Origin of the sequence: Rhizobium sp. BR 317 (assembly GCF_047445835.1) — a bacterium.
Classification (GTDB): Bacteria; Pseudomonadota; Alphaproteobacteria; order Rhizobiales; family Rhizobiaceae; genus Rhizobium; species Rhizobium paranaense.
The window spans coordinates 59,504-81,084 of sequence record NZ_JARWLB010000006.1 but is presented as its reverse complement, the minus strand read 5'-3'; the positions used below and the strand labels follow the sequence as shown (position 1 = coordinate 81,084).

Here is a 21,581-nt window from a genome sequence, read left to right as displayed (position 1 = left end):
TATGGGATCTGTTGCAAAAACTGCAAAAATCAGAGAATGGCAACGCCGTCAATTAATTGGGACCTATGCCTAAAGTGCCACTTTGGAGGGCCGCCATCACTCCGGCGGGTATTCTTATTCCAACGTTATATGGATAGTGCGCTCCGCAACCCTTCTTTCGGGGGTCGTCGTGCTTGAAGCCGTTTCTAAGATGAATACCGATAACGTGAAATATGGGCTCTGCTCCGGGCTTAACCGTTATTGCGACAATTGGTGCACCACTCATACCGAATAGCGTCGGTGATTGGTGAAATAGGCAATCGGTGCGAGGTAAACCGTTAGGTACAAGGGGTTGAACGTCTCCCGGGAGCGAAATTTGATTTGACGGCATGCGGGAGAAGCGCACTTCCTCGAGCCATTTTTCGACATCATCGTCTGCGATCGCTCTGGGCGATATACGACTGGGGGCAACAATCAGTATTGCTTGATGATCAGCAATGCTTCGCGTGAAAGTCGCCGGCGTCCATCGCGATGGATTGACTTTGCCGCGCAGACGATAGAGGGCATAGTCGCCGAGGTCAGGCAGAGCTTGAGCATCTCCTTGTGGAACTACGATCTTGTCCCCGACCGTAATGGGATCGCCTGGATGACCATAGAGGCGCATCGCGGTAGCCCCCGGGCTGACAGGACAATGACCTGCTGTAGCGATAGCGTCATTCGTTACCCGAAATGCAACACAAAAAGGGCTAGGGTCATTGCCGGAGAAAAGTCCTCCTACGTTTTCGCCTAGAAACTCTCTCGTGTAATCATGCAAACTTCCCCAGCCATATAAGCATTTTTTATCATAAGATGAATACAGATCTTTGTGTATTCTGAGGAACGTAGGCTCAAACATGTCTGGGTTATTTTGCTCAAGCCTTTTATTTATTGGAAGCCGCGCAAATGAATCAAAACATTCTTTCGCAGATTTTTCAGTTATGTCGGATGGCTGCGCTTCCTGCTCTTTGCTCTCGGCAGCAAAGCATTGCGGAAAAGCTGCGAACGCAAAAACCGCGATTAACAACGTTAACCTAATTGCTGCAGACTTGCTGAGCGCTCGCGTAAGGCGATGTGATCGACCCCGGTCTGAACGACCCCGGTCTGACCGATGCTGGGCCCATACAAGTCCGGGCAGCAACGATCTGTGGCCCCACTCCGACATTAGCTTGAGGTCCCCCATAGCCGCCCCCCTGGTTAACTACATTGGGCCTGCTGTACTGCGGTTGATAGTATGGGTATTGGCTATACCCTCCTGGCTGGAACCGAGGCCCTGCATTGTAATTCGCCATTCCGGCGAGCCCATTCTCAAATGCCTGCGTGTCCGCCTGCGTGCATCCGGATAAAATGGCTAGACCGATCATCCAGCAAACATTCTTTACCATCTGATAGCCCCTCCGCTGCTTAGACCAACATACTACCTTCAGTATAAATTCCAATTACCTAATATAACTATAGAAGTTGAGTTTAATTCTGTGTTATGTAGCCTCATGGTAGTATCCGATGGGAGTTGGAGCAAAATGATGGGGCGGAATTTTTGGCAAAAAGAGGTTGGACGGAATAATCAACTACGCCGCAGGGAATTGCTGATTGGCGCCGGCTGCACGCTTGTTGCGTCGGGTTTGCCATCTAGCGCGAGGGCTGCCAACATCGACGCGGCCAAGCTGCTGAAATCTTTTGATTCAACCCTGGCCAACCTTGAACAGTCGCCTGATCTCGTAGAGAGGAGCCGCGGATACCGGGAATTTGTCAATTTGAATCTTGGTCTTGAAACCGCTCCATTGCAGGCAGAGCCTTCCAACACACCAATTTCCCAAAGATCATCCAATTTGTTGATACAATTTGAGGTGACCAGCTCAAAAGTCTATGAAAAACGATACAGATCTCCGACTTGGCCGAGGGGAAAATCCGGAGTTACGGTCGGCATCGGGTATGACATTGGCTACGCCGAGCCCCACGAAATCCGAAAGGATTGGTCAGGGTATGTTGCTGCAGATGATCTAAACAGCCTAACGACTGCTTCAGGGATTATCGGTGAGCCGGCGAAATCTTACGCACAATCCCTGGCTGCGATTAGTATTCCATTCGATGTCGCGAACCATCAATTCTTAGAAGTGATGCAGCCGCGATATGTAGGTATCACTGAGCGAGCGTTGCCAAATTTCGACTCGCTACCCGCGGATTGCCGCGGCGCATTAGTTTCCCTCGTTTATAATCGCGGTGCAACTTTTGGCATTGCCGCCGAGAAGGATCGCAAAGGTCGCTACAGCGAAATGCGTGCGATCAAGCTGGCTATGCAAACAGGTCAGTACAGAAAAATACCCGATCTGTTGCTCTCCATGACGCGGCTCTGGGCGAACGATCCTGACCTGAAAGGCTTAGTGATCCGCAGAAGATTGGAAGCGACGTTATTTTTAATTGGACTTGCGGGCGCTTGATAAATCGCCAACCAAAATGCCCTACTGAGTTTGAACATTTCAAATTCGCCGGCTCAGTACGTGGTAGATCCATATCGACCTCCAATTCGTCATCTAAATCGTCGACCAAATCCGCATCTTCGTGCCAGCCCACCCAGTCTGGGCACAATCAGTCCTGGCTCAAATTGCCCTCTACAGTGAAGCTCAGACTTTGGGATCAGGTGGATCTGCTACTGATAAGGGGGAGGACCCAGGCCTCTCTGGAAGACCAGCATTTTCGTCGCCGGCCAGGAGACATTGGTCCGAGAAATGATGGCGTGAGGCGCATGCACTGTTTAGGAAGAACTTGAAAGTGCTACAGCAAACTGCTACATCGATCATAGGACAAACGATCATAACTGCTTGATTTTTAACATTCTATGCTGTGACTTGAGGAAATTCAAATCTCTCTAGCAGCACCAGTTTTCCTTATCTCGAATTTACGGGTTATGTTCTCTTTACGTCGATGCATGCTTACAACAAGCTATGGCGCGCACATCAACTTGTTCCACAATAGCTGATGAGTTTTCGCCCGATGTTAGCCGTCGATTGAGCCGGAAAGTAAGCCGCAAACCAATATGAGGTTTCACTCAGACACCGTTTGAACCGTTAATGCTCTCAAGCTCAACGATTGCCACTCCTGCTTTGTTTTCGATGCCTAGAATGGCCTTGGCAAGCCTATCGAGTTCCGCTCTGGACTTAGATGGAAGCCGCTCCCAGAAATCGTCAGCCGCAACCAAAGCGATCAACGCTTCCAAATCTTTTGCTCTGTAACCATCGGGCAAATAGTCCTCCAGTGCGCCAAACTTGAGAATGAAGACATTCTCTGTTTCCTTTTCCGCAACAAACTTCTCCAGTGTATGCCGATCAGTTTCGGAAAGATCGGGGGGAAGACGTACCCGCCGTGACTTAATGTAATCCCATATTTCCTGAGCATGATTCCAGTTTCCTGATACCAAAGCTTCCTCAATACTCTTAACGATGCTCGCTCCGTCACAGCTTTTCACATTATCTACTACATCCTTTTTAATTTCGTCGGCATTTAGAACAAATAATTTCTTTACCACTTCGTTACCAACCTGCTCAATATAGTCACGATCGGCAATCACAGCCCAAGAGACCCGACACGCATCCAGAAGCTTCCGATAGGCTGAAAAGAGGCCTTTACCTCCGACGCTCACGACTTCAAGCGACGGAATTCCATTTACCCCATTTTCTCTGGCAACGATCTCCAACACTCTCTCAAAAACAATGCGGTCAGACACGCCTTCGACTAGCAACACTTTTTCCGTAAAAAATACTCGCTCGTTATTTTGGCTATTGACCACATTAAAAAGGTGTTTCGAATTCGGCAGGGCAGTTGAATTTAGCCGGACGATGTCGCTCCTCTGATTGTCGGAGAAAACGCGCGAAACGTATTGGATGGAGGCAGGGGATATAAATGTTGGGGAGTGGGTCGCTAGAACGAATTGGTTACCCGTGGTTTTAGCAAGTTTTTCGAAAAGGCCGAGCAATGCCGTCTGCCAACGAGGATGTAAATGCAGCTCCGGCTCGTCAACAACGATTAGAGCGTTTCGAACGTTCAGAGCATGAATCGCAAAGAGATATGTAAGAAGCTCTCGCTCACCTGACGAAGCCGCACTAACTAAGAACGACGATCCCTGCTTCGTCAGCCGGATATCATATATGTTACTTAAAGGATCTATTGTAACAAGATCCCAACTGTAGTTCAAATCTCGAAGATCATTAGTTAAGTCGATCAAATTTTGATCTTTGTAGAAAATATCCTTAGCATCAATATTGGATTCTTCCTGCAGTAAACGATATTTACTTGCAATGCGCGAGATTGCCAGTGGAATTAGATTCGACCCCGTTCTCGAAGACGACGCATCTGTAGCACGTTTCTGATCAAAGTCATTGTAACCAGCTAAACCTACCGATGAATTGAAGCCGCCCGCAGCGCGGTTTACTGGAAGATACACCATTGGTAGCTTGAGTCTCTCCTTCTTTAATTCAGAACGAAAATAATTATCCGTCTCAAATAAGTGGAGGTAGTGGAGATAATCGCTTGAAGATGCATCGTGCTGCGGAAGCACATTACCATTTATACACGAAACAACGACCCTCGTGCCCGCTACAACCTCATCAACATTCCACTTCTCCACACCACTCCAAGGATTTATTCTGAATTTGCGTTTGGAAGTGGCGTGCACGTCGGGCCATTGAGCTTTTATAGCGCGCATATTGTCGATGTCGTCAGGCGTTATTTCCAGTTCAAGCTCGACAGTTTGATCCCTATTGCGGCCTTGGCTGTTCTTGTCAAAAACCAGACCGTTGAGATGATCGTTGTAAGTTTCCTCCCAAAGATTTGGTTCGTCAGCGGTGGGTGAGTGACGATAATATGGAGTATTGAGAACATAGCGGCGCAGCATGATCACAAGCGTATCAAGCAAATTTGTCTTACCGCCACCGTTGGGGCCGATAAAAATCGAAATGGGTCCATCGAAAAGGATTTCGCGCCTATCCAAAAAGCTTCTGACATTCTCAATGATGAGCTTTCGAATCAACACGCGGCACTCTCCCCTTGGCAACCGGAAGAAGAGTAATCGGTTCGGCAATTCTATTCAACGGCTGCTCGGATTTGCTTTTACGCTAGGGCTCTGAGCTTGCAGTGAGACTTCCACCTGAAAGCGAATGGCGCTTTCATATCTCAGCATTTCCTATCCGGCACTCGTGACAAACTGATCGAGCATGGACTTGCGACGGGGTGCGGCGAGCCTAAACGATAAAGGCATAGGTACGGGCGCCGGCCGTTCCATCCCCAATCAAACCTTCTCCGTCTTCCTAACCTTCTTCCCCTTCTCCACCGGCGCATCCGGTGTCGGCGCCAGCAGCTTTCTGAGCGAGGCTATCTTGTCCTCCACCAGCGGGCGGAAGCGGGTGGCGCGGTAGGGCATGTCGGCGGCGCCGTAGCCTTCGGGGCCGTCGTCGTTGCCGCGGTGGATTTCTTCGAGCTTCACGCCGATGAAGGTGCCGTCGACATAATGCGTGTATTCGCCGACCCAGCGGATCGTGTAGATCGTTCCCTTGCGGATCAATTGGTCGATGCTGACATGCTTGAACGTGTCATTGATGCAAACGACCTTCTGGCCCACATGGAAATCGTAGCTCACTCTGTTCTCCTTGAGGCGATGGGAACGACCCTGCCCGGTCGTTGAGCGCAAGCATAGCCGCACATGCGCAGCCAAGTAAACGCGGCTGATGTCGCGGCCCGGATCAATGATACGGTGACAAAGCAACCCGTTGACAAGCCCTGGTGGAAGGCTGAAGACTGCAAGCCGTCCGAGCAGCCGCAAGGCCTGGCTTCCATGTCCATATCCGATACCCGCAAGGCCCTCTGAAGGCATCTTAAGTTCATGCCCACCCTCCGCCTCATCGCTGATGATCTGACCGGCGCGCTCGACACGGCGGTTGAATTCGTCGGCGTCTATGGGCCGATCGAGGTGCAGCGGGAAGATGCGCTTCCGGCAAGCCTGCCGGATTGCCTTGCGATCGATAGCGGCACCCGCGAAAAATCGGCGACCGAAGCGGCTGACATCGTCGGCAGTGTCGCGCCGGTGTTGGAGGGGGCCGATCTTGCCTTCAAGAAGGTGGATAGCCTGTTTCGCGGGCCTTGGGCGGCGGAACTTGCGGCCTGCTTTCGGCTCGGCCACTGGCGGCATTGCATTCTGGCGCCGGCCTTTCCGCATCACGGCCGGCACACGCGGGGCGGCCGGCAGGTGCTGTTTGCCGGGAAGGATGCCTGGCGCGATATCAGCGGCGATCTCGTCACTCAACTGAGAGCGGAGGGCCTGCCGGCCTTCAACACAGCGCTCAGTCACCACCATGTCGATGCCGGAACACCCATTGCGGACGGCATCCATGTTTTCGACGCCCATTCGGATGAGGATTTGGACGCCGTCATCGCATGGGTCTCATCTGCGCTACAGGGACCTGTCCTTTGGAGCGGCACCGGCGGGCTGGCGCGAGCCCTGGCGCGCAATATCGATTTGGCGACGCATCATCGCCCTCACTCCGGAAAAGACGCGGGCGAAGGGCGGTCTTCTCGCCCCGCGCCCGCTGTTCCCGTCTCGCGCAGGCTGCAAAGACCGGTGCTTGGCCTGTTCGGCTCGGATCAGCCGATCACGCTGGCGCAGCTCCAGGCCTGTGGCCCCAATTGGCTGAAGCTTTCGGAAGGCGCGGATGCCGATGCCGTCGACAGACAAATCCAGCAAAGCGGCGTCGCCATGGTGAGCCTCGATCTGCCGACAGGGCTCGAACGCGACGATGCGGCAAAGCGGATCGCGGCGACCTTCGGCCGTATCGCCAAAGCTCTGCCGGCGCCGGGCACATTGATTGTCGCCGGCGGCGAAACCTTGCGAAATCTTTGCGCGGCGCTCGATGTTGCAGCCCTCAGCCTCACCGGCCAGGCCGCACCGGGCTTGCCCCGCTCCACCATCGTCGGCGGCCCGTGGCAAGGCACCACGGTGATCTCCAAATCAGGCGCATTCGGCGGCCCTACCCTGTGGCGCGATCTCTTGAGTGAAAACGCGCTCATCGCCGGAGGAGAAGAACCATGACACGGCACCTGGCGATCACCATGGGCGATCCCGCCGGCATCGGCCCGGAAATCATCGTCAAGGCCGCCGCCCGGTTGAAGAACAAGTTTGATGAAGGTAAGCTAAAACTTACAATAATTGGCAGCGGCCCGGCCCTGCGGCTCGCGGAACAGCAACTCGGCCTCGATATCGAAATTCCCGAAGCGCAGATAGACGGCGACTGGCCGAACCTCTGCTTCATTCAGGCCGATGCGGAGGGTGAGCCGATCCAGCCGGGCCGGCTTTCCGCCGATGGCGGCCGCATGGCTTTCAAGGCAATCGAGAAGGGCGTTCAGCTCGCCATGGCCGGAAAGGTCGGCGGCATCGTCACTGCACCGCTCAACAAGGAAGCGCTGAACAAGGCCGGCTTCCACTATGCCGGCCATACCGAATTGCTTGCGGAACTCACCGGCGCCCGCGGCTCGGTGATGATGCTCGCCCATGGCAACATGCGCGTCAGCCACGTCACCACCCATGTCGCACTGGAAGATGTGCCGAAGCGCCTGACGCCTGAGCGGCTACGCCTCGTCATCGACTTGACCGACAAGGCACTCCGCAGCCTCGGCATCGCCAGACCGAAGATTGCGGTCGCAGCGCTCAATCCGCATGCCGGCGAAGGCGGCCTCTTCGGCCGGCAGGATATCGACATTTCCGCGCCGACCATCGCCAAGGCGGTCGAAGACGGTCTCGATATCATCGGCCCTGTCTCCGGCGACACCGTCTTCGTCAAGCTGCGCGCCGGCCAATATGACGCCGTCGTCGCCATGTATCACGATCAGGGGCATATCCCCGTCAAGCTGCTTGGTTTCGAAATTGACCCGGCGACGGGAAAATGGATGGACCTCTCCGGCGTCAACATCACCCTCGGCCTGCCAATCGTCCGCACCTCCGTCGACCACGGCACCGCCTTCGACATCGCTGGCAAGGGCATTGCCAATGAGCGGAGCCTGATCGAGGCGATCGAGTTTGCGGAGCGGTTGGCAGCCGATCGATGAGATTGTCAGGCACGCATGTCGATGCCGTAACTTCGTGCCTGGCCCCTCACCCTAGCCCTCTCCCCGCAAGCGGGGAGAGGGGACGACAACCAACTTGCCTCTTGCTTGAGATTGAAGCCGCATATAGCGCGATCAGCTCCCTCTCCCCGCATGAGCGGGGAGAGGGTTGGGGTGAGGGGCCAGGCACAAAGTTGCGGCGATGGCAGATATGCCTGACTCCTTGTTTTCATTAACCTAACGCAAGTCGCCACTTCCAGCGTACCTTGCGCCCGGCCCGCTACTGAACTACCGTTTCGTCACTGCCCTAAAAAGGCGGGATTCTTAGAATATTTTCAAAAGATTATGCCGTTGTACAGGCGGTATGCGGATGTCCATGAACGGACTCATTGATCAACTTTTCGGCAGGAGAGCGGCGAAGCCAATGGAGCCGCGACCCCGTATCGATCTGACAGCGGAAGGCTATACAGCCATCTATGCGCTGAGCGACATCCATGGCTGCTACGACGCTCTGATCGAAGCGGAAAGGTGCGTCATTGCAGATGCCCGCACGATTCCCGGCCGCAAGCTCCTGCTGTTTCTCGGCGACTATGTCGATCGCGGTCCGCGATCGAACGAGGTGCTGCAGCATCTGTGCGAGCCGCCGCCCGCGGGTTTCGACCGCTACATCCTTTGCGGCAATCACGACGATGTCTTCCTGAAATTCCTGAAGGATCCGCGCGCCAACAGCCATTGGCTGGAGTTCGGCGCCTTCCAGACACTCGCCTCCTATGGCGTCGACGCGGAATATCTGCTGTTCCAGGAAGGCCGGAGCATCGAAGAACTCGGCGAAGCCGTTCTCCAGGCCATCCCGCCGGCACATGTCGAATTGCTGCGCTCCCTGCCGATCGCCATCACCTTCKGGCCGCTGCTCTTCGTCCATGCCGGCATCCGGCCTGCCATACCGCTMGCAGAGCAGACCGACGAAGACCTGATCTGGATCCGCGACCCCTTCCTCTCCGAAGGCCCGCAATTGCCGATGCTGGTGGTCCATGGCCATACGCCGGTCTCGCGGCCCGTCTTTGGTAATCAGCGCATCGGCATCGACACCGCCGCCGCCATGGGTGGGAGCCTGACGGTCCTCAAGATCGCAGGCGGCGAGTACACGATCCTGACGCAGGCCTTCGAGCGACCCCGCTGAAAATAAAAAGGGCCCCGGCACAGGCCGGGACCCCTTTCACGCTTTGCCCGCGCTTTTTATTCCGCTTTATTCCGCTGCCATAGCCGGTGGCAGGTGATGCACGACGTCGTTGTTCTGCTGTTCCTCGACCGGCGGCTCTCCTTTCTTTTTCGGCTCGCGGCCGAAGAAGAGCGCGTAGCCTGCCGGCAGCACGAAGATGGTCAGCACTGTGGCAACCAGGATGCCGCCCATCATGGCGTAGGCGAGCGGACCCCAGAAGACGCCGCGCGAGATCGGGATCAGCGCCAGCACCGCCGTCAACGCCGTCAGCATGATCGGCCGGAAACGGCGGACGGCCGAGCCGATGATCGCCTCCTTCCGGTCCATGCCCGCCGCGATATCCTGGTCGATCTGGTCGACGAGGATGATCGAATTGCGGATGATGATGCCGAGCAGCGCGATGACGCCGAGGATCGCCACGAAGCCGAAGGGCGCGCCGCTGATCAAGAGGGCACCGGCCGCACCGATGATGCCGAGCGGACCGGTGGCGAGCACCAGCATCGCCTTGCCGAAGTGCTGGAGCTGCGCCATCAAGAGCACGACGATGATGACCAGCATGATCGGTGCCTTGGCGGCGATCGAGGCCTGGCTTTCAGCGCTGTCTTCGGCACCGCCCTGGATCTCGATCTTATAGCCTGCCGGCAGGCTGTTCCTAAGATCGGCCATGTCGTTGTAGAGCTTGGCCGTCACGTCGTTCGACTGCACATTGTCGGGAAGCGTCGCCCTGACCGTGATCGTCGGCAGGCGGTCGCGGCGCCACTCGATGCTCTGCTCCATGACTGGCTCGACCTTCGCCACCTGCGACAGCGGCACGAAACCACCGGTGTCGGTCGGAATATAGATGGAGTTGACCGAGGTCAGCAGGTGGCGGCTCGCCTCCGGCTCCCGTGCGACGATGCCCACGGTCTCCTCGCCCTCACGATAGTTGTCGAGGGTAGCGCCGGACATCGAGGCCTGCAGCATCTGGCGGATACGCTGCGAGGTGACGCCGAGTGCGCGGGCGCGGTCCTGATCGATCACCAGCTTCATGGCCGGCACCGGCTCCAGCCAGTCGTCATGGATGGCGCCGAGCAGCGGGTTCTGCGCAAAGCGTTGTTTTACCTGATCGGCGATATGGCGAACCTCCTGCCGGTCCGGACCCATGACGCGCAACTGCACCGGCCAGCCGGTCGGCGGGCCCAGGAACAGGCGGTCGACCTTGGCGCGGACCGAGGGGAAGTCGGTGGCAAGCATGCTGCGCAGCTTGACGATCAGCCGCTCGCGCGCCGGCTCGTCCTTGGCCATGATCAGCAACTGGGCATAGTTCGGGTTGGTGAGCTGCTGATCGAGCGGCAGGAAGAAGCGCGGAGCGCCCTCGCCCACATAGGTCGCGATGAACCGCTTATCGGGATCATCGGCCATACGGGCCTGCAAAGTCTGCGCCTGGCGTTCGACTTCCTTGATGCTGGTGCCTTCCGGCAGCCAGAGATCGACCAGAATTTCCGGACGCGAAGACTGCGGGAAGAAATTCTGCGGAATGAACTGGAAGGACCACAAGCTGCCGACGAAGGCGGCGAGCGTCAGAAGCAGCACGATGACACGATGGCKAACGGCCCAGCTCACCGACGAGCGCAGGCGACGGTAGAAACGCGTGTCGAAGACGTCGTGGTGCTCACCGGCATGATGGCGCTGCCTCAGGATCATATAGCCGAGCCAGGGCGTGAAGTAGACCGCCACGAACCAGGAAATCACTAGAGCGATACCGACGACATAGAAGAGCGTGCGGACATATTCACCGGCTGTCGATGCCGCGAAGCCGACCGGGATGAAGCCCGCCGTCGTGATCAACGTACCGGTCAACATCGGAAAGGCGGTCGAGGAATAGGCGAAGCTCGCCGCATCAAGCTTGACCAGCCCCTCCTCCAGCTTGCGCTCCATCAACTCGACCACGATCATCGCATCGTCGACAAGGAGGCCGAGCGCAATGATGAGGGCGCCGAGCGAGATACGCTGCAGGTCGATGCCGAGCTCGTACATGATGGCGAAAGTCGCCGCCAGCACCAGCGGAATGGCGATGGCGATCACCAGGCCGGAACGCCAGCCGATCGACAGGAAGGAAACGATCAGCACGATCACCAGTGCCTCGCCGAGCGCATGCATGAACTCGCTGATCGCGTMGGTGACCACTTCCGGCTGGTTGGAGATCTGATCGACCTGCACGCCGACCGGCAGCGAAGCCTCGAAACGCTTGTAGGTTTCTTCGACAGCCTTGCCGACGTCGGTCACCTTGTTGCCGTTGGCCATGACGACGCCGAGTTGGACGCTCTCGTGACCGTTATAGAGGAACTTGGCCGTGTAAGGGTCCTGCAGCCCGGCACTCACCGTTGCGATGTCGCCGAGACGCGTCACCTGGCCGCCGGCCGTCAGCCGGAGGTTCTTGATATCCTCGATCTTGTTGACGTCGCCCTCGACCGAGATGCGCACGGAGCGCGTGCTGGTGTCGACGGAGCCGGCCGGATCGACCTTGTTCTGGCCGACGATCGCGTTCTGCAGGGCCGTCAGCGTCAGGCCGCGCTCGGCCAGCACCTTGGAGGAGACATCGATATAGATCTGCTCGGGCTGGTCGCCGATGATCACAGCCTTTTCGACGCCAGGCGTCGAAAGCAGCATGTCGCGGGCCTGGATCGCAAATTTCTTCAACTCGGGATAGCTGTAGCCGTCGCCGCTGATCGAATGCAGGGTGATGAAAGTATCGCCGAATTCATCGTTGAAATAGGGTCCCTGCAGGCCGTCCGGCAGCGTATTGGCGATGTCGCCGACCTTCTTGCGCACCTGATAGAAGGCGTCCTTCACCTGTTCGGTATTGGTGTCGCCCTTGATCTGAACGGTGGTGATGGCAAAGCCGGCGCGGGTGTAGGATTTGACCCAATCGAGATGCGGCGTTTCCTGCAGCTTGCGCTCGATCTTGTTGACCACCTGGTCTTCCATGTCCTGCAGCGAGGCGCCGGGCCAAATGGTCTGCACCACCATGACGCGGAAGGTGAAATCCGGATCTTCCTTCTGGCCCATATGTGTGAGCCCAAGCGCGCCGGCGATGATGATCAGCGCAAACAGGAAGCGCGCAATGCTCGGATGGGCGATCGCCCATCGCGACAGATTGAAACGCTTCTTCTCGTCGGAGGTGCTGTTCATAGTCATTGTCCCGCCCCTCGATCGGTTTAGCGTACGACTTCGGCAGCCGCCGCGGCGCTGCCGCTGGTCTCTGCCGATGCTTGCTGCGCAGTCGGCACCTTGACCTTCATATTCTCGGTCATGAATTGCGTGCCGGCGGCAACGACGACATCGCCGGCCTTGAGGCCATCGGCGACGCGCACGCCGTCATCGGCAAAATCGGCAACCTTGACGCTATGGGCATGCACGGTGCCGGCACTGCGATCGACCAGCCAGACGATCTGCTGACCGTCCTTCTGGGCAAGCGCGCTCAGCGGGATAGCGACATAGGGCTGGGTATTGTCGGCCTGCGCCTCGATCGTCGCTGTCATGCCGAGCAGCACGCGCTGATCGTTCGGCAGGCTGACGCGGACCGCAAAGGTGCGCGACTGCGCGTCGGCACTTCCGGACACCTCACGCACCTTGCCGTCCATCACCAGCGCATCGTCGGACCAGAAGCGCGCCTTGACGTCCTTGCCGACCTTGAATTGCGCAATGTCCATTTCCGGAACGGCGATCTGCACTTCTTTTTCGCCATCGACGGCAACGGTGATGACAGACGTGCCGGAGCCGACCACCTGGCCGACATCGGCATTGATGGTCGTGACGATGCCGTTCATGTCCGAGGTCAGATCGGTATAGGCGACCTGGTTCTTCGCTTCCGCCAGCGCCGACACGGCGGAATCCCGCGTCGATACGGCCTGATCATAGGAAAGCTCGGCCTGTTCGAGCTGCGATTTCGGCGCAACGTTCTTGTCGAAGAGCTGCTGGGCGCGATTGCGGGCAAGCTCCGTGGTCTGCACCTGCTTCTCGGCCGCATCGAGATCGGCCTGCGAGCGGCGCACAGCCAAAACGTAATCGGTGGAATCGATGCGGGCGAGCACGTCGCCAGGCTTGACCTTCTCGCCGATATCCACCTTGCGTTCGACGATCTTGCCGTTGACCCGGAAGCCGAGGTTCATATCCGTCCGCGCCCTGACCGAGCCGGAATAATCGAGCTTGCGCGTCGTATCCGCCTGAGCGATCTCGACCACCTTCACCGGCCGGATCACCTCCGCCGTTTCCTCTTTCTTCTCGTTGCAGCCCGAAAGCGTGAGCGCTATGGCGGCAAAAGCTGCAGCGCCGGCAACGGATCGTATGGTGGTGGTCATCAGCGAAACCATGTCGCTCTCCTTGATGAAACGGCTTTAGTCAAACGCAATGCAAAGGCGCGTGGATCATCCTACACGCGAACTACTATTTCTTTAGCGCTCTGATAGCGAATTCTATGAGTTCGTCGGGCTCGGCCCGGTTGGTCTTGGCAAGACATTGCGCGACCATTTGTGGGTGGCACAAAATGATCGTCGCCGCGCCGAAGCATTTCGAGGCCGCGATCGGATCCTGTTCGGCAAATTCGCCGGCGGCGATGCCTTCGGCGATGATTTCAGCCATGAGGTCATGGATCCGATCGAGGTGTTTTTCGATGACATGCCAATCGCGCTCGATGGCAACGATCACCATCTCATGCACCTTCTGTTCGTCGAGCATCGTCTCGAGCGTCATCTTGTGCTGGGCATGGGTATAGGCGCGCAGCCGCTCGGAAGCGCTGATCGGCTGGTGGCGGATGTCGTAGGCCATCTTGTAGCTCTGCGCGAGCATGCGGCCGCAGATAGCCTGGTGGATTTCCGTCTTGGACGCGAAGAACCGGTAAATGTTCGCGGTCGACATGCCGAGATCGCGGGCGATGTCGGCGACCGTCGTCTTGCTGTAGCCGTAGTGACGGAACAGCTTTTCGGCGGAATCGAGAATCCGCGTTACGTTTTCCTGACGTGCAGGATCAGCGTTGGCCGCAGAAAGATCGAACATTGGGTACTTCCGATTTACGAGTGACGATTTTCAATTTTCGTCACTCGTAAATCATCAAGGCGCAAATGTCAAGAAACCGCCCCGCGAAGCAAGGCGGCTGAAAGCTTGTCGTGGATTCAGAATACGATGATCAGATCCGCAGAAGCGACGGCCGGAAGCGGCGGACGCTGAGGAAGCCGACAATCAGGAAGGCAACCAGCAACACGGTMTGGACGGCCAAGATCGGCGGCTCGTTCCCTGTGGGTGCCAATGCATTGAGGAATGGAATTTTCTGGAAGGACTGAACGATCAGCACGACACAGTTGAGATAAAGCATCAGCAGGCTGCCGACGATGAAGACGAGCCGCCAGACGCCGGCCATCCGCTGCTTGTAGCGCGCGATCGCCGTCGGAATGAAAAGCAGGACGGTGATGATGCCGAATAGGATGCCGGGCGTAACGCCGTTGAAGGGAAAGAGGAAGCCAGTCAGGCTCGTGAGCAGAATGGTGACCATATAGACAAGCGTCGAGCGCTCATGGCGCTTCACCGAAATCAAACCCTCCGCGACGATGACGCCGGCAACGATGGCGATCAGGCTGATAATGACGTGGATCAACATAAGTCCGGACATGCGGCAATCCCCTTTGCGCAATCTATTTTCCGCGAGAGGATAGTCCGGAGGCCTCAATGGGGGATTGTACATTTACGGCGGAATATGCGCGAATTGGCCGGCTTGTGCGGCGGCGCCAAAGCGCAGAACTGCAAACGAAAAGCGCCGCACCATGGGCACGGCGCCCTTATCGAAAAGGCCGCTTAGGCGGCGTGCACTTCCAGAGTGATCGGAACGGAAGCAAGCGCCTTGGAGACCGGGCAACCAGCCTTGGCCTTGTTGGCGAGTTCGGTAAACTTGGCTTCGTCGGCGCCGGGAACCTTGCCGGTCAGCGTCAGATGGATAGCGCTGATGGCAAAACCGCCTTCGACGCTTTCGAGTGTGACCTTGGCGGTCGTTTCCATGCTTTCGGCGGTGAAACCGGCCTCATTGAGGATCAGCGACAGAGCCATGGTGAAGCAGCCTGCATGGGCCGCACCGATCAGCTCTTCCGGATTTGTGCCGGGAACGCCTTCGAAGCGGCTGGCGAAACCGTAGGGATAGTGATTGAGCGCACCGCTCTGGGTCGAGATCTGACCTTTGCCGTCCTTCAAACCGCCGGACCACTGGGCCGAACCTGTACGATTGATCTGCATGCCGTCCTCCTTGTCGTTGATTGAACGTCGGGAGAGAGCCCTTGCCCTTCCCGCAGTGGCCGATAAGAAGCAGCGCCGGAGCGCGTCTCGCGTTCATCCGAACACAGCGTCGCTTGAAAGCGGGATGCTCCAGAACTGCCTCGAGCGGCAATATAACGCTCTATCCCCGGAAGACGACACCACCGTAACAATTAACGTGCGGGCCTGACCAATCCCTTTGCTTATCCCCTGCTGCGCCCAGCCGCAGCCGAGCGGATATTGTCCAGCGTCACCGCGATCAGCAGGATCGAGCCGAGGACGAGATACTGATAAAAGGCTGGAATATTGAGGAGATTCATCACGTTCTGGGCAATGCCCATGATCAGCACACCGACGATGACGCCGCTCATCGAGGCCCGGCCACCCGCAAGCGATACGCCACCGAGCACGCAGGCGGAAATGACCAGCAGTTCCAGCCCGATCGCCGCGTTCGGCTGCCCGGAGGTGATGCGCGACGACAGTAGGATGCCGGCGATGGCGCAGATGAAACCCTGCAGCGTGAAGATCCAGATCCGCATCCTGGCGACGTTGACGCCCGCCAGCCGCGAAGCCTCGGGATTGCCGCCGATCGCCAGTGTGTTCTTGCCGAAGGTAGTACGGTTCAGCACGAAGCCGAACAGGATGAACAGGATCGCCATGATCCAGATCGGTGTCGGAATGCCGAGAAAAGTCTAAAGCGCCAGTTGATAGAAATTCGGGTCGTTAATGCCGACCGCCCGGCCGTCCGAGGCGATCAGCGCCAGGCCACGGACGATCTGCATGGTGGCGAGCGTCGCGATCAGCGCATTGATGCGCAGCTTGGCGATGAGCGCGCCGTTGACGAGGCCGACGATTCCGCCGCAGACGAGTGCGGCCAGCAGCCCGAGAATGATGGAGCCGGTAACATTCGAGGCCATGACCGCGATCATGCCGCAGAAGGCAACGGTCGAGCCGACGGAAAGATCGAAATCGCGCGAGGCCAGGCAAAACATCATAGTGCAGGCGACGATGCCGATCGTGACCACGGATTGCAGCAGGCCGATCATATTGCGCTCGGTCAGGAAATTCGGAACCGTCAACGACACGATGACGAAGGCCACCGCGAAGATGACGACGAGGCCCTGTTCGCCGAGGAGGATTTTTTTCAAGGAGGACTTGAAGGAAGACATCGTCGCGATTTCCCTAGTCAGAATGCGCTTGCGGCGTTTTTGTCCGGCAGTGCGGCGGTCAGAATCTGGTGTTCGTTGAAATTCGCCCGCGCCACATCGGCGGCGACCTTGCCACCACACATCACCATGATGCGGTCGGAAATGCCCATGACCTCCGGCAACTCGCTGGAGATGACAACAATCGCCATGCCGCCGGCCGCAAGCTCATAGAGGATTTCATAGATTTCCGATTTCGCTCCGACATCGATACCGCGCGTCGGCTCGTCGATGACTAGCACCTTGACGCCCTGTTCGGACAGCCAGCGGCCGAGAATGACCTTCTGCTGATTGCCGCCGGAAAGATTGATGATGTCCTGCTTGCGCGATGGCGTGCGCACGCGCAGCCTGGCGATGAATTGATCGGCAAGGGCCGCCTCCTTGCGAGGGCTCAATATGCCGAACGGTGAGAAATGCCGCCGCGAGGAGATGGCGATATTCTCCTGGATCGAGCGCCCCTGGATGATCCCATCGAGCTTGCGGTCTTCCGGGCAGAGCACCATGCCGGCATGGATCGCCGCCTTGGGATTGTTCGGAGCAACCGTGACCCCATCGATGGCGACCGTACCCTGATGGCGATGATCCGCGCCGAACAACAGCCGCGCCATCTCGCTGCGGCCGGCGCCGATCAGGCCGAAGAAGCCGAGGATTTCGCCCCTGCAGACGGAGAAATTGATCGGCGTCGGAAGTCTCGATCCTGAAAGGCCCCTAACCTCCAGCCGGACAGGTCCGAGCGGCCGCTCGCGCCAGCCCCAGATATTGCTGATCTCGCGGCCGACCATTTCGGCAATGATCTGCTCGCGCGTTACTTGCTTGATGTCGGGATGGTGTGCCGCGAGCTTGCCGTCGCGCAGCACCGTCAGGCTGTCGCAGAGCCGGAAAATCTCGTCCAGCCGATGCGAGACGTAGAGAATGACGGTGCCGTTCGATTTCAGCCGCTCGATCAGCGAAAATAGGATTTCGCTCTCTCGAGAAGAGAGCGACGACGTCGGCTCGTCGAGCGCAATCACACGGGCATCGACCATGACGGCCTTGGCGATTTCCACCATCTGCCGCGCGCCGATCGACAGCGACGACACCTTGGCCGCAGGATCGACATCGATGCCGATCTCCCTGAGCTTGGCGCGCACGGTGTCGATGAGCGTCTTGCCGTTGATGATACCGGCTTTGGCCGGAAAGCGGCCGAGCCACAGGTTTTCGGCGACCGTCAGTTCCGGCACCAATTGCAGTTCCTGGTGGATGACGGTGACACCGGCGTGAAAGGCATCCCGCACCGAATGATAATGCTGTTCCTGACCGTCGATGGTGATCGTGCCCGCATCCGCCGCCTGATCGCCAGAAAGGATGCGGATCAGCGTCGACTTGCCGGCGCCGTTTTCACCCATCAGCCCATGCACCGCGCCTTTGACGACCGGGAAAGTGATGTTCGACAGCGCCTGAACGCCGGGATAGCTCTTGGAAATACCGTTGAATTCGAGAAAGGCCATGTTTCTCTCGCTGGTAAAAGGACCCGGCGGCAAGGTTGCCACCGGGCCGTGATCATACCGGGAGGATGATCATTCGATGCCGAGATCTTTGCGGACCTTCTGATAATCGCCGCGCAGCGCCAGCGAACCGGAGGTCAGCGTCAGCTTCGGCGGCTCCTTGCTGTTGGCGATCCAGTCGTACATGTTGATCGCGGTTTCGTAGCCGTGACGCTTCGGCGAGATGATAACCGTGCCGAAGAAGCCCGTCGGCTGCGGCTTCTTGAACTCGTTGATCGCCGAGTCCGCGCCGCCGATGCCGACACCGATGACGTTGGCGGCGGGAATGCCAACAGATTCCGTTGCCCGGACAGCGCCGAGCACGGCTTCGTCGTTGAGGCCGAAGGCGATCCAATATTTCACGTCGGCATGCTTGTTGAGCACGGTCGTCGCAGCATTCAGCGCTGCTTCCGTGTCGGTCTTGGCCTGCGGCGCGTCATAGATGTTCGCGGCTGGGAAACCGGCGCCCTTCAGCACCGAGATGGCGCCTTCGACGCGATCGACGGCGGTCGGGAGCTGGTCGTAGGAAACGCGGATGGCGCCGACATTCTTCATGTCCCAGCCGCGCTTCTTGATTTCATCGACAATCGCCTGGCCGACGCTCTCGCCGATCTTGGTGGCGGAAATGCCCATATGCGGCACATCTTCCAGCGGCTTGCCGTCGGCGCTGACCAGACGGTCGTCGACGGTCATCAGCTTGAGCTGGTTGGCAGCCGCCTTGGCAACGATGCCGGGGCCGAGCTTGACATCGGGCGTGCAGATGATGAAGCCCTGCGCACCCTGGGCGCCGAGATTGTCGATCGCGGCCTGAACCTTTTCGCCATCCTGCGCGCCGATCTTAACGAGCGTGAAGCCCTTCTCCTTGGCGGCGATGTCGGCGAACTTCCATTCGTCCTGGAACCAGGGTTCTTCCGGTTGCTTGACCACGAAACCGATTTTCACATCTGCGGCGAAGGCGGAGGTGGCGGCGATGACCGCAACCGTGCCAGCCAAAATGGCTGCTTTGAAAAAGCGCATGTCTCTCTCCCAAAAATCCGAAACGAAGAAACTGCCCTCCCTGGCAGTGCTCTTGAATTATGATAAATCATCATACCAGTCAATTGCCAATGTATGATGATTATAATAGTGTGACTTTTGGAAAGGATGACTCGCCAAACGCGCCGTCGCTTATCGCCATGCGGAATAAATTCCGCTAAGCAGAGGCTAGGCCGCGTGGGGAGAGCGACGGCGGAGAAGGCAATTGGATTCGTTTGAACAGCAAGAGCACAGGCTGAACGAGGCACCGGAACGCCGTCCGCGCGTGCGCAAGAACGTTACCGCCGCGATCGCCCAGGATATCTGTTCTGAACGCTACCCTTCCGGCTCGCCTCTACCGCGCGAAAACGATCTCTGCGACATTTACGGCGTCAGCCGCACCGTCATTCGCGAATCCCTGAAGATCCTGGAATCGAAGGGGCTCGTGCGTGGCAAGCCGCGCATCGGCACCACCGTCTGCGACAAGGACGACTGGAATATCCTCGATCAGGACGTGCTGGAATGGATGGGGCCCTATATCGTCGAATTCGATATTCTCGGCTGCATCCTCGAGGCGCGGCGCACCATTGAGCCGGTCGCCGCCGAATATGCCGCCGAGCGCGCCACCGCCCAGGAGATTGCCGATCTCGAAAAGGCCTGGCGGCAGATGCGCGACTCAGGCGACGATCCCGAACGCTTCACCGAAGCCGACGTCATGTTCCATACAGTGCTCTTGAACGCCAGCCACAACCAGGTGTTTCGCCGCCTGTCGAGCGCCATTCATGCCGGCCTGAAATACGCATTGCACGCCTCGAATGTCGCCGTCGACAGCCGCGACGAGGCAATCGCTGTCCATGGCGACCTGGTGGAAGCGCTGCGCCTGCGCAACCGCACTGCCGCGCGCGACTGCGCCCATCGCATGCTCGACCTTGCCGCCCGCGACCTTGGCGCCGCCGAAAAGGCGAGCGGGCGAGCGGAGAAAAACAAGACCTGAAACCCCGAAATCCGCGGCCTGGCGCCGCTGATATGATCCAAAAGCCGAAACGGAAGCTTCCCATGAAAATCACCAAATTGACGACCTATATCGTGCCGCCGCGCTGGATGTTCCTGAAGATCGAGACCGACGAGGGCATCACGGGCTGGGGCGAACCAGTGGTCGAAGGCCGGGCCCTGACCGTCCAGGCCGCTGTGCACGAGCTGGAAGACTATCTGATCGGCAAGGACCCATTCCTGATCGAGGATCACTGGAACGTCATGTACCGCGCCGGCTTCTATCGCGGCGGCGCCGTCCATATGTCGGCCCTTGCCGGCATCGACCAGGCACTGTGGGATATCAAGGGCAAGGCGCTGGGTCAGCCGATCCATTCGCTCTTGGGCGGCCAGGTCCGCGACAAGATCAAGGTCTATTCCTGGATCGGCGGCGACCGCCCTTCCGACGTCGCCAACAACGCCAAGGACGTGGTCGCCCGAGGCTTCAAGGCGATCAAGCTCAACGGCTGCGAAGAAATGCAGATCGTCGATACCTATGACAAGGTGGAGAAGGCCGTCGAAACGATCGCCACCATCCGCGACGCGATCGGCCCCTATATCGGCATCGGCGTCGATTTCCACGGCCGCGTCCATCGTCCGATGGCCAAGGTTCTTGCCAAGGAACTCGAGCCCTACAAGCTGCTCTTCATCGAAGAGCCGGTGCTCTCCGAAAATCGCGAAGCGCTGAAGGAAATCGCCAATCATTGCTCGACGCCGATCGCGCTCGGCGAGCGGCTCTATTCGCGCTGGGACTTCAAGTCGGTTCTGTCTGACGGCTATGTCGACATCCTGCAGCCCGACCTCAGCCATGCCGGCGGCATCACCGAATGCCGCAAGATCGCGGCGATGGCGGAAGCCTATGACGTGGCACTGGCACCGCATTGCCCGCTCGGCCCCATCGCGCTTGCCGCCTGCCTACAGGTCGACGCCGTCAGCTACAACGCCTTCATCCAGGAACAGAGCCTCGGCATCCACTACAACAAGGGCAACGATATCCTCGACTACATCTCCAACAAGGAGGTCTTCAAATATGCCGACGGTTTCGTCAGCATCCCACAAGGCCCCGGCCTCGGCGTGGAAGTGGACGAAGCCTACGTCATCGAACGCGCCAAGGAAGGCCATCGCTGGCGCAACCCGGTCTGGCGCCATGAAGATGGCAGCGTAGCCGAGTGGTAAGCAACTGCTAGCCTTCCAGAGAAGGGGGGCGGAGGAAGC

The 21,581-nt window shown here is 58.1% G+C and carries 16 protein-coding genes and 1 pseudogene; 6 read left to right on the top strand and 11 right to left on the bottom strand.

Going from position 1 to position 21,581, the window contains the following annotated elements:
* Nucleotides 1–52: 52 nt before the first annotated feature.
* Entirely contained in the window at nucleotides 53–1,042 is a 990-nt protein-coding gene (locus tag QD357_RS11580) for a hypothetical protein (RefSeq protein ID WP_414124355.1), read from the bottom strand.
* Between the two features lie 496 nt (nucleotides 1,043–1,538).
* Between QD357_RS11580 and QD357_RS11575 the strand changes: the two genes are divergently transcribed.
* Nucleotides 1,539–2,453: a hypothetical protein gene (locus tag QD357_RS11575; RefSeq protein WP_414124354.1), complete on the top strand. Its 915-nt coding sequence runs from the start codon at nucleotides 1,539–1,541 to the stop codon at nucleotides 2,451–2,453.
* A gap of 608 nt (nucleotides 2,454–3,061) precedes the next feature.
* Here QD357_RS11575 and QD357_RS11570 read toward each other — a convergent pair.
* The gene (locus tag QD357_RS11570) at nucleotides 3,062–5,041 is read right to left on the bottom strand and encodes an AAA family ATPase (RefSeq protein ID WP_107109334.1); all 1,980 of its coding nucleotides are present in this window, start codon (nucleotides 5,039–5,041) and stop codon (nucleotides 3,062–3,064) included.
* Between the two features lie 255 nt (nucleotides 5,042–5,296).
* Nucleotides 5,297–5,644, bottom strand: a complete 348-nt coding sequence (locus tag QD357_RS11565; RefSeq protein ID WP_028753663.1) for a hypothetical protein — start codon at nucleotides 5,642–5,644, stop codon at nucleotides 5,297–5,299.
* 243 nt (nucleotides 5,645–5,887) lie between these two features.
* Here QD357_RS11565 and QD357_RS11560 point away from each other — a divergent pair, with 243 nt between their 5' ends.
* The 3 genes from QD357_RS11560 (at nucleotide 5,888) to QD357_RS11550 (ending at nucleotide 9,280) form a co-directional block, all read left to right on the top strand.
* Nucleotides 5,888–7,090 carry a four-carbon acid sugar kinase family protein gene (locus QD357_RS11560; protein WP_107109335.1) on the top strand — a complete coding sequence of 401 codons (1,203 nt, stop codon included), beginning with the start codon at nucleotides 5,888–5,890 and terminating at the stop codon, nucleotides 7,088–7,090.
* Entirely contained in the window at nucleotides 7,087–8,103 is a 1,017-nt protein-coding gene (gene pdxA / locus QD357_RS11555) for a 4-hydroxythreonine-4-phosphate dehydrogenase PdxA (RefSeq protein ID WP_107109336.1), read from the top strand. Before QD357_RS11560 ends, pdxA begins: the two co-directional genes overlap by 4 nt.
* A 421-nt stretch (nucleotides 8,104–8,524) precedes the next feature.
* A complete protein-coding gene (locus tag QD357_RS11550; RefSeq protein WP_414124353.1) occupies nucleotides 8,525–9,280 on the top strand; it encodes a metallophosphoesterase family protein in 756 nt (251 codons plus the stop codon).
* 66 nt (nucleotides 9,281–9,346) lie between these two features.
* Here the strand turns inward: QD357_RS11550 and QD357_RS11545 are convergent, their stop codons facing one another.
* The 8 genes and pseudogenes from QD357_RS11545 to QD357_RS11510 all read right to left on the bottom strand — a co-directional run bounded on the left by QD357_RS11545 (nucleotide 9,347) and on the right by QD357_RS11510 (nucleotide 19,340).
* Complete coding sequence (locus tag QD357_RS11545) at nucleotides 9,347–12,496, bottom strand: efflux RND transporter permease subunit (RefSeq protein ID WP_414124352.1); 3,150 nt, start codon at nucleotides 12,494–12,496, stop codon at nucleotides 9,347–9,349.
* A 20-nt stretch (nucleotides 12,497–12,516) separates the two neighbouring features.
* Complete coding sequence (locus QD357_RS11540) at nucleotides 12,517–13,671, bottom strand: efflux RND transporter periplasmic adaptor subunit (RefSeq protein ID WP_107109339.1); 1,155 nt, start codon at nucleotides 13,669–13,671, stop codon at nucleotides 12,517–12,519.
* Between the two features lie 73 nt (nucleotides 13,672–13,744).
* Nucleotides 13,745–14,353 carry a TetR family transcriptional regulator gene (locus QD357_RS11535; RefSeq protein WP_414124351.1) on the bottom strand — a complete coding sequence of 203 codons (609 nt, stop codon included), beginning with the start codon at nucleotides 14,351–14,353 and terminating at the stop codon, nucleotides 13,745–13,747.
* 130 nt (nucleotides 14,354–14,483) lie between these two features.
* Nucleotides 14,484–14,963: a hypothetical protein gene (locus QD357_RS11530; protein ID WP_414124350.1), complete on the bottom strand. Its 480-nt coding sequence runs from the start codon at nucleotides 14,961–14,963 to the stop codon at nucleotides 14,484–14,486.
* Nucleotides 14,964–15,145: 182 nt separating this feature from the next.
* Entirely contained in the window at nucleotides 15,146–15,577 is a 432-nt protein-coding gene (locus QD357_RS11525) for an OsmC family protein (protein ID WP_107109342.1), read from the bottom strand.
* A gap of 221 nt (nucleotides 15,578–15,798) precedes the next feature.
* A pseudogene (gene araH, locus QD357_RS11520) lies at nucleotides 15,799–16,764 on the bottom strand (L-arabinose ABC transporter permease AraH).
* Between the two features lie 17 nt (nucleotides 16,765–16,781).
* Entirely contained in the window at nucleotides 16,782–18,287 is a 1,506-nt protein-coding gene (gene araG, locus QD357_RS11515; RefSeq protein ID WP_107109344.1) for an L-arabinose ABC transporter ATP-binding protein AraG, read from the bottom strand.
* 69 nt (nucleotides 18,288–18,356) lie between these two features.
* On the bottom strand, nucleotides 18,357–19,340 hold the full coding sequence (locus QD357_RS11510; protein ID WP_107109345.1) for an arabinose ABC transporter substrate-binding protein: 984 nt from the start codon (nucleotides 19,338–19,340) through the stop codon (nucleotides 18,357–18,359).
* A gap of 223 nt (nucleotides 19,341–19,563) precedes the next feature.
* On the opposite strand from QD357_RS11510, the gene QD357_RS11505 reads away from it, so the two are divergent.
* Nucleotides 19,564–20,331, top strand: a complete 768-nt coding sequence (locus QD357_RS11505) for a FadR/GntR family transcriptional regulator (protein ID WP_107109346.1) — start codon at nucleotides 19,564–19,566, stop codon at nucleotides 20,329–20,331.
* Nucleotides 20,332–20,393: 62 nt separating this feature from the next.
* Nucleotides 20,394–21,542, top strand: coding sequence for a galactonate dehydratase (gene dgoD, locus QD357_RS11500; RefSeq protein ID WP_107109482.1), 1,149 nt, complete (start codon nucleotides 20,394–20,396; stop codon nucleotides 21,540–21,542).
* The last annotated feature ends 39 nt before the right edge of the window (nucleotides 21,543–21,581 follow it).

Excerpts from the sequence above, each read along its gene's own strand:
- QD357_RS11560 (WP_107109335.1), top strand. The coding sequence starts at position 5,888 with ATGCCCACCCTCCGCCTCATCGCTGATGATCTGACCGGCGCGCTCGAC.
- QD357_RS11525 (WP_107109342.1), bottom strand. The coding sequence starts at position 15,577 with ATGCAGATCAATCGTACAGGTTCGGCCCAGTGGTCCGGCGGTTTGAAG.
- pdxA (WP_107109336.1), top strand. The coding sequence starts at position 7,087 with ATGACACGGCACCTGGCGATCACCATGGGCGATCCCGCCGGCATCGGC.
- dgoD (WP_107109482.1), top strand. The coding sequence starts at position 20,394 with ATGAAAATCACCAAATTGACGACCTATATCGTGCCGCCGCGCTGGATG.
- araG (WP_107109344.1), bottom strand. The coding sequence starts at position 18,287 with ATGGCCTTTCTCGAATTCAACGGTATTTCCAAGAGCTATCCCGGCGTT.
- QD357_RS11540 (WP_107109339.1), bottom strand. The coding sequence starts at position 13,671 with ATGGTTTCGCTGATGACCACCACCATACGATCCGTTGCCGGCGCTGCA.
- QD357_RS11575 (WP_414124354.1), top strand. The coding sequence starts at position 1,539 with ATGGGGCGGAATTTTTGGCAAAAAGAGGTTGGACGGAATAATCAACTA.
- QD357_RS11510 (WP_107109345.1), bottom strand. The coding sequence starts at position 19,340 with ATGCGCTTTTTCAAAGCAGCCATTTTGGCTGGCACGGTTGCGGTCATC.
- QD357_RS11535 (WP_414124351.1), bottom strand. The coding sequence starts at position 14,353 with ATGTTCGATCTTTCTGCGGCCAACGCTGATCCTGCACGTCAGGAAAAC.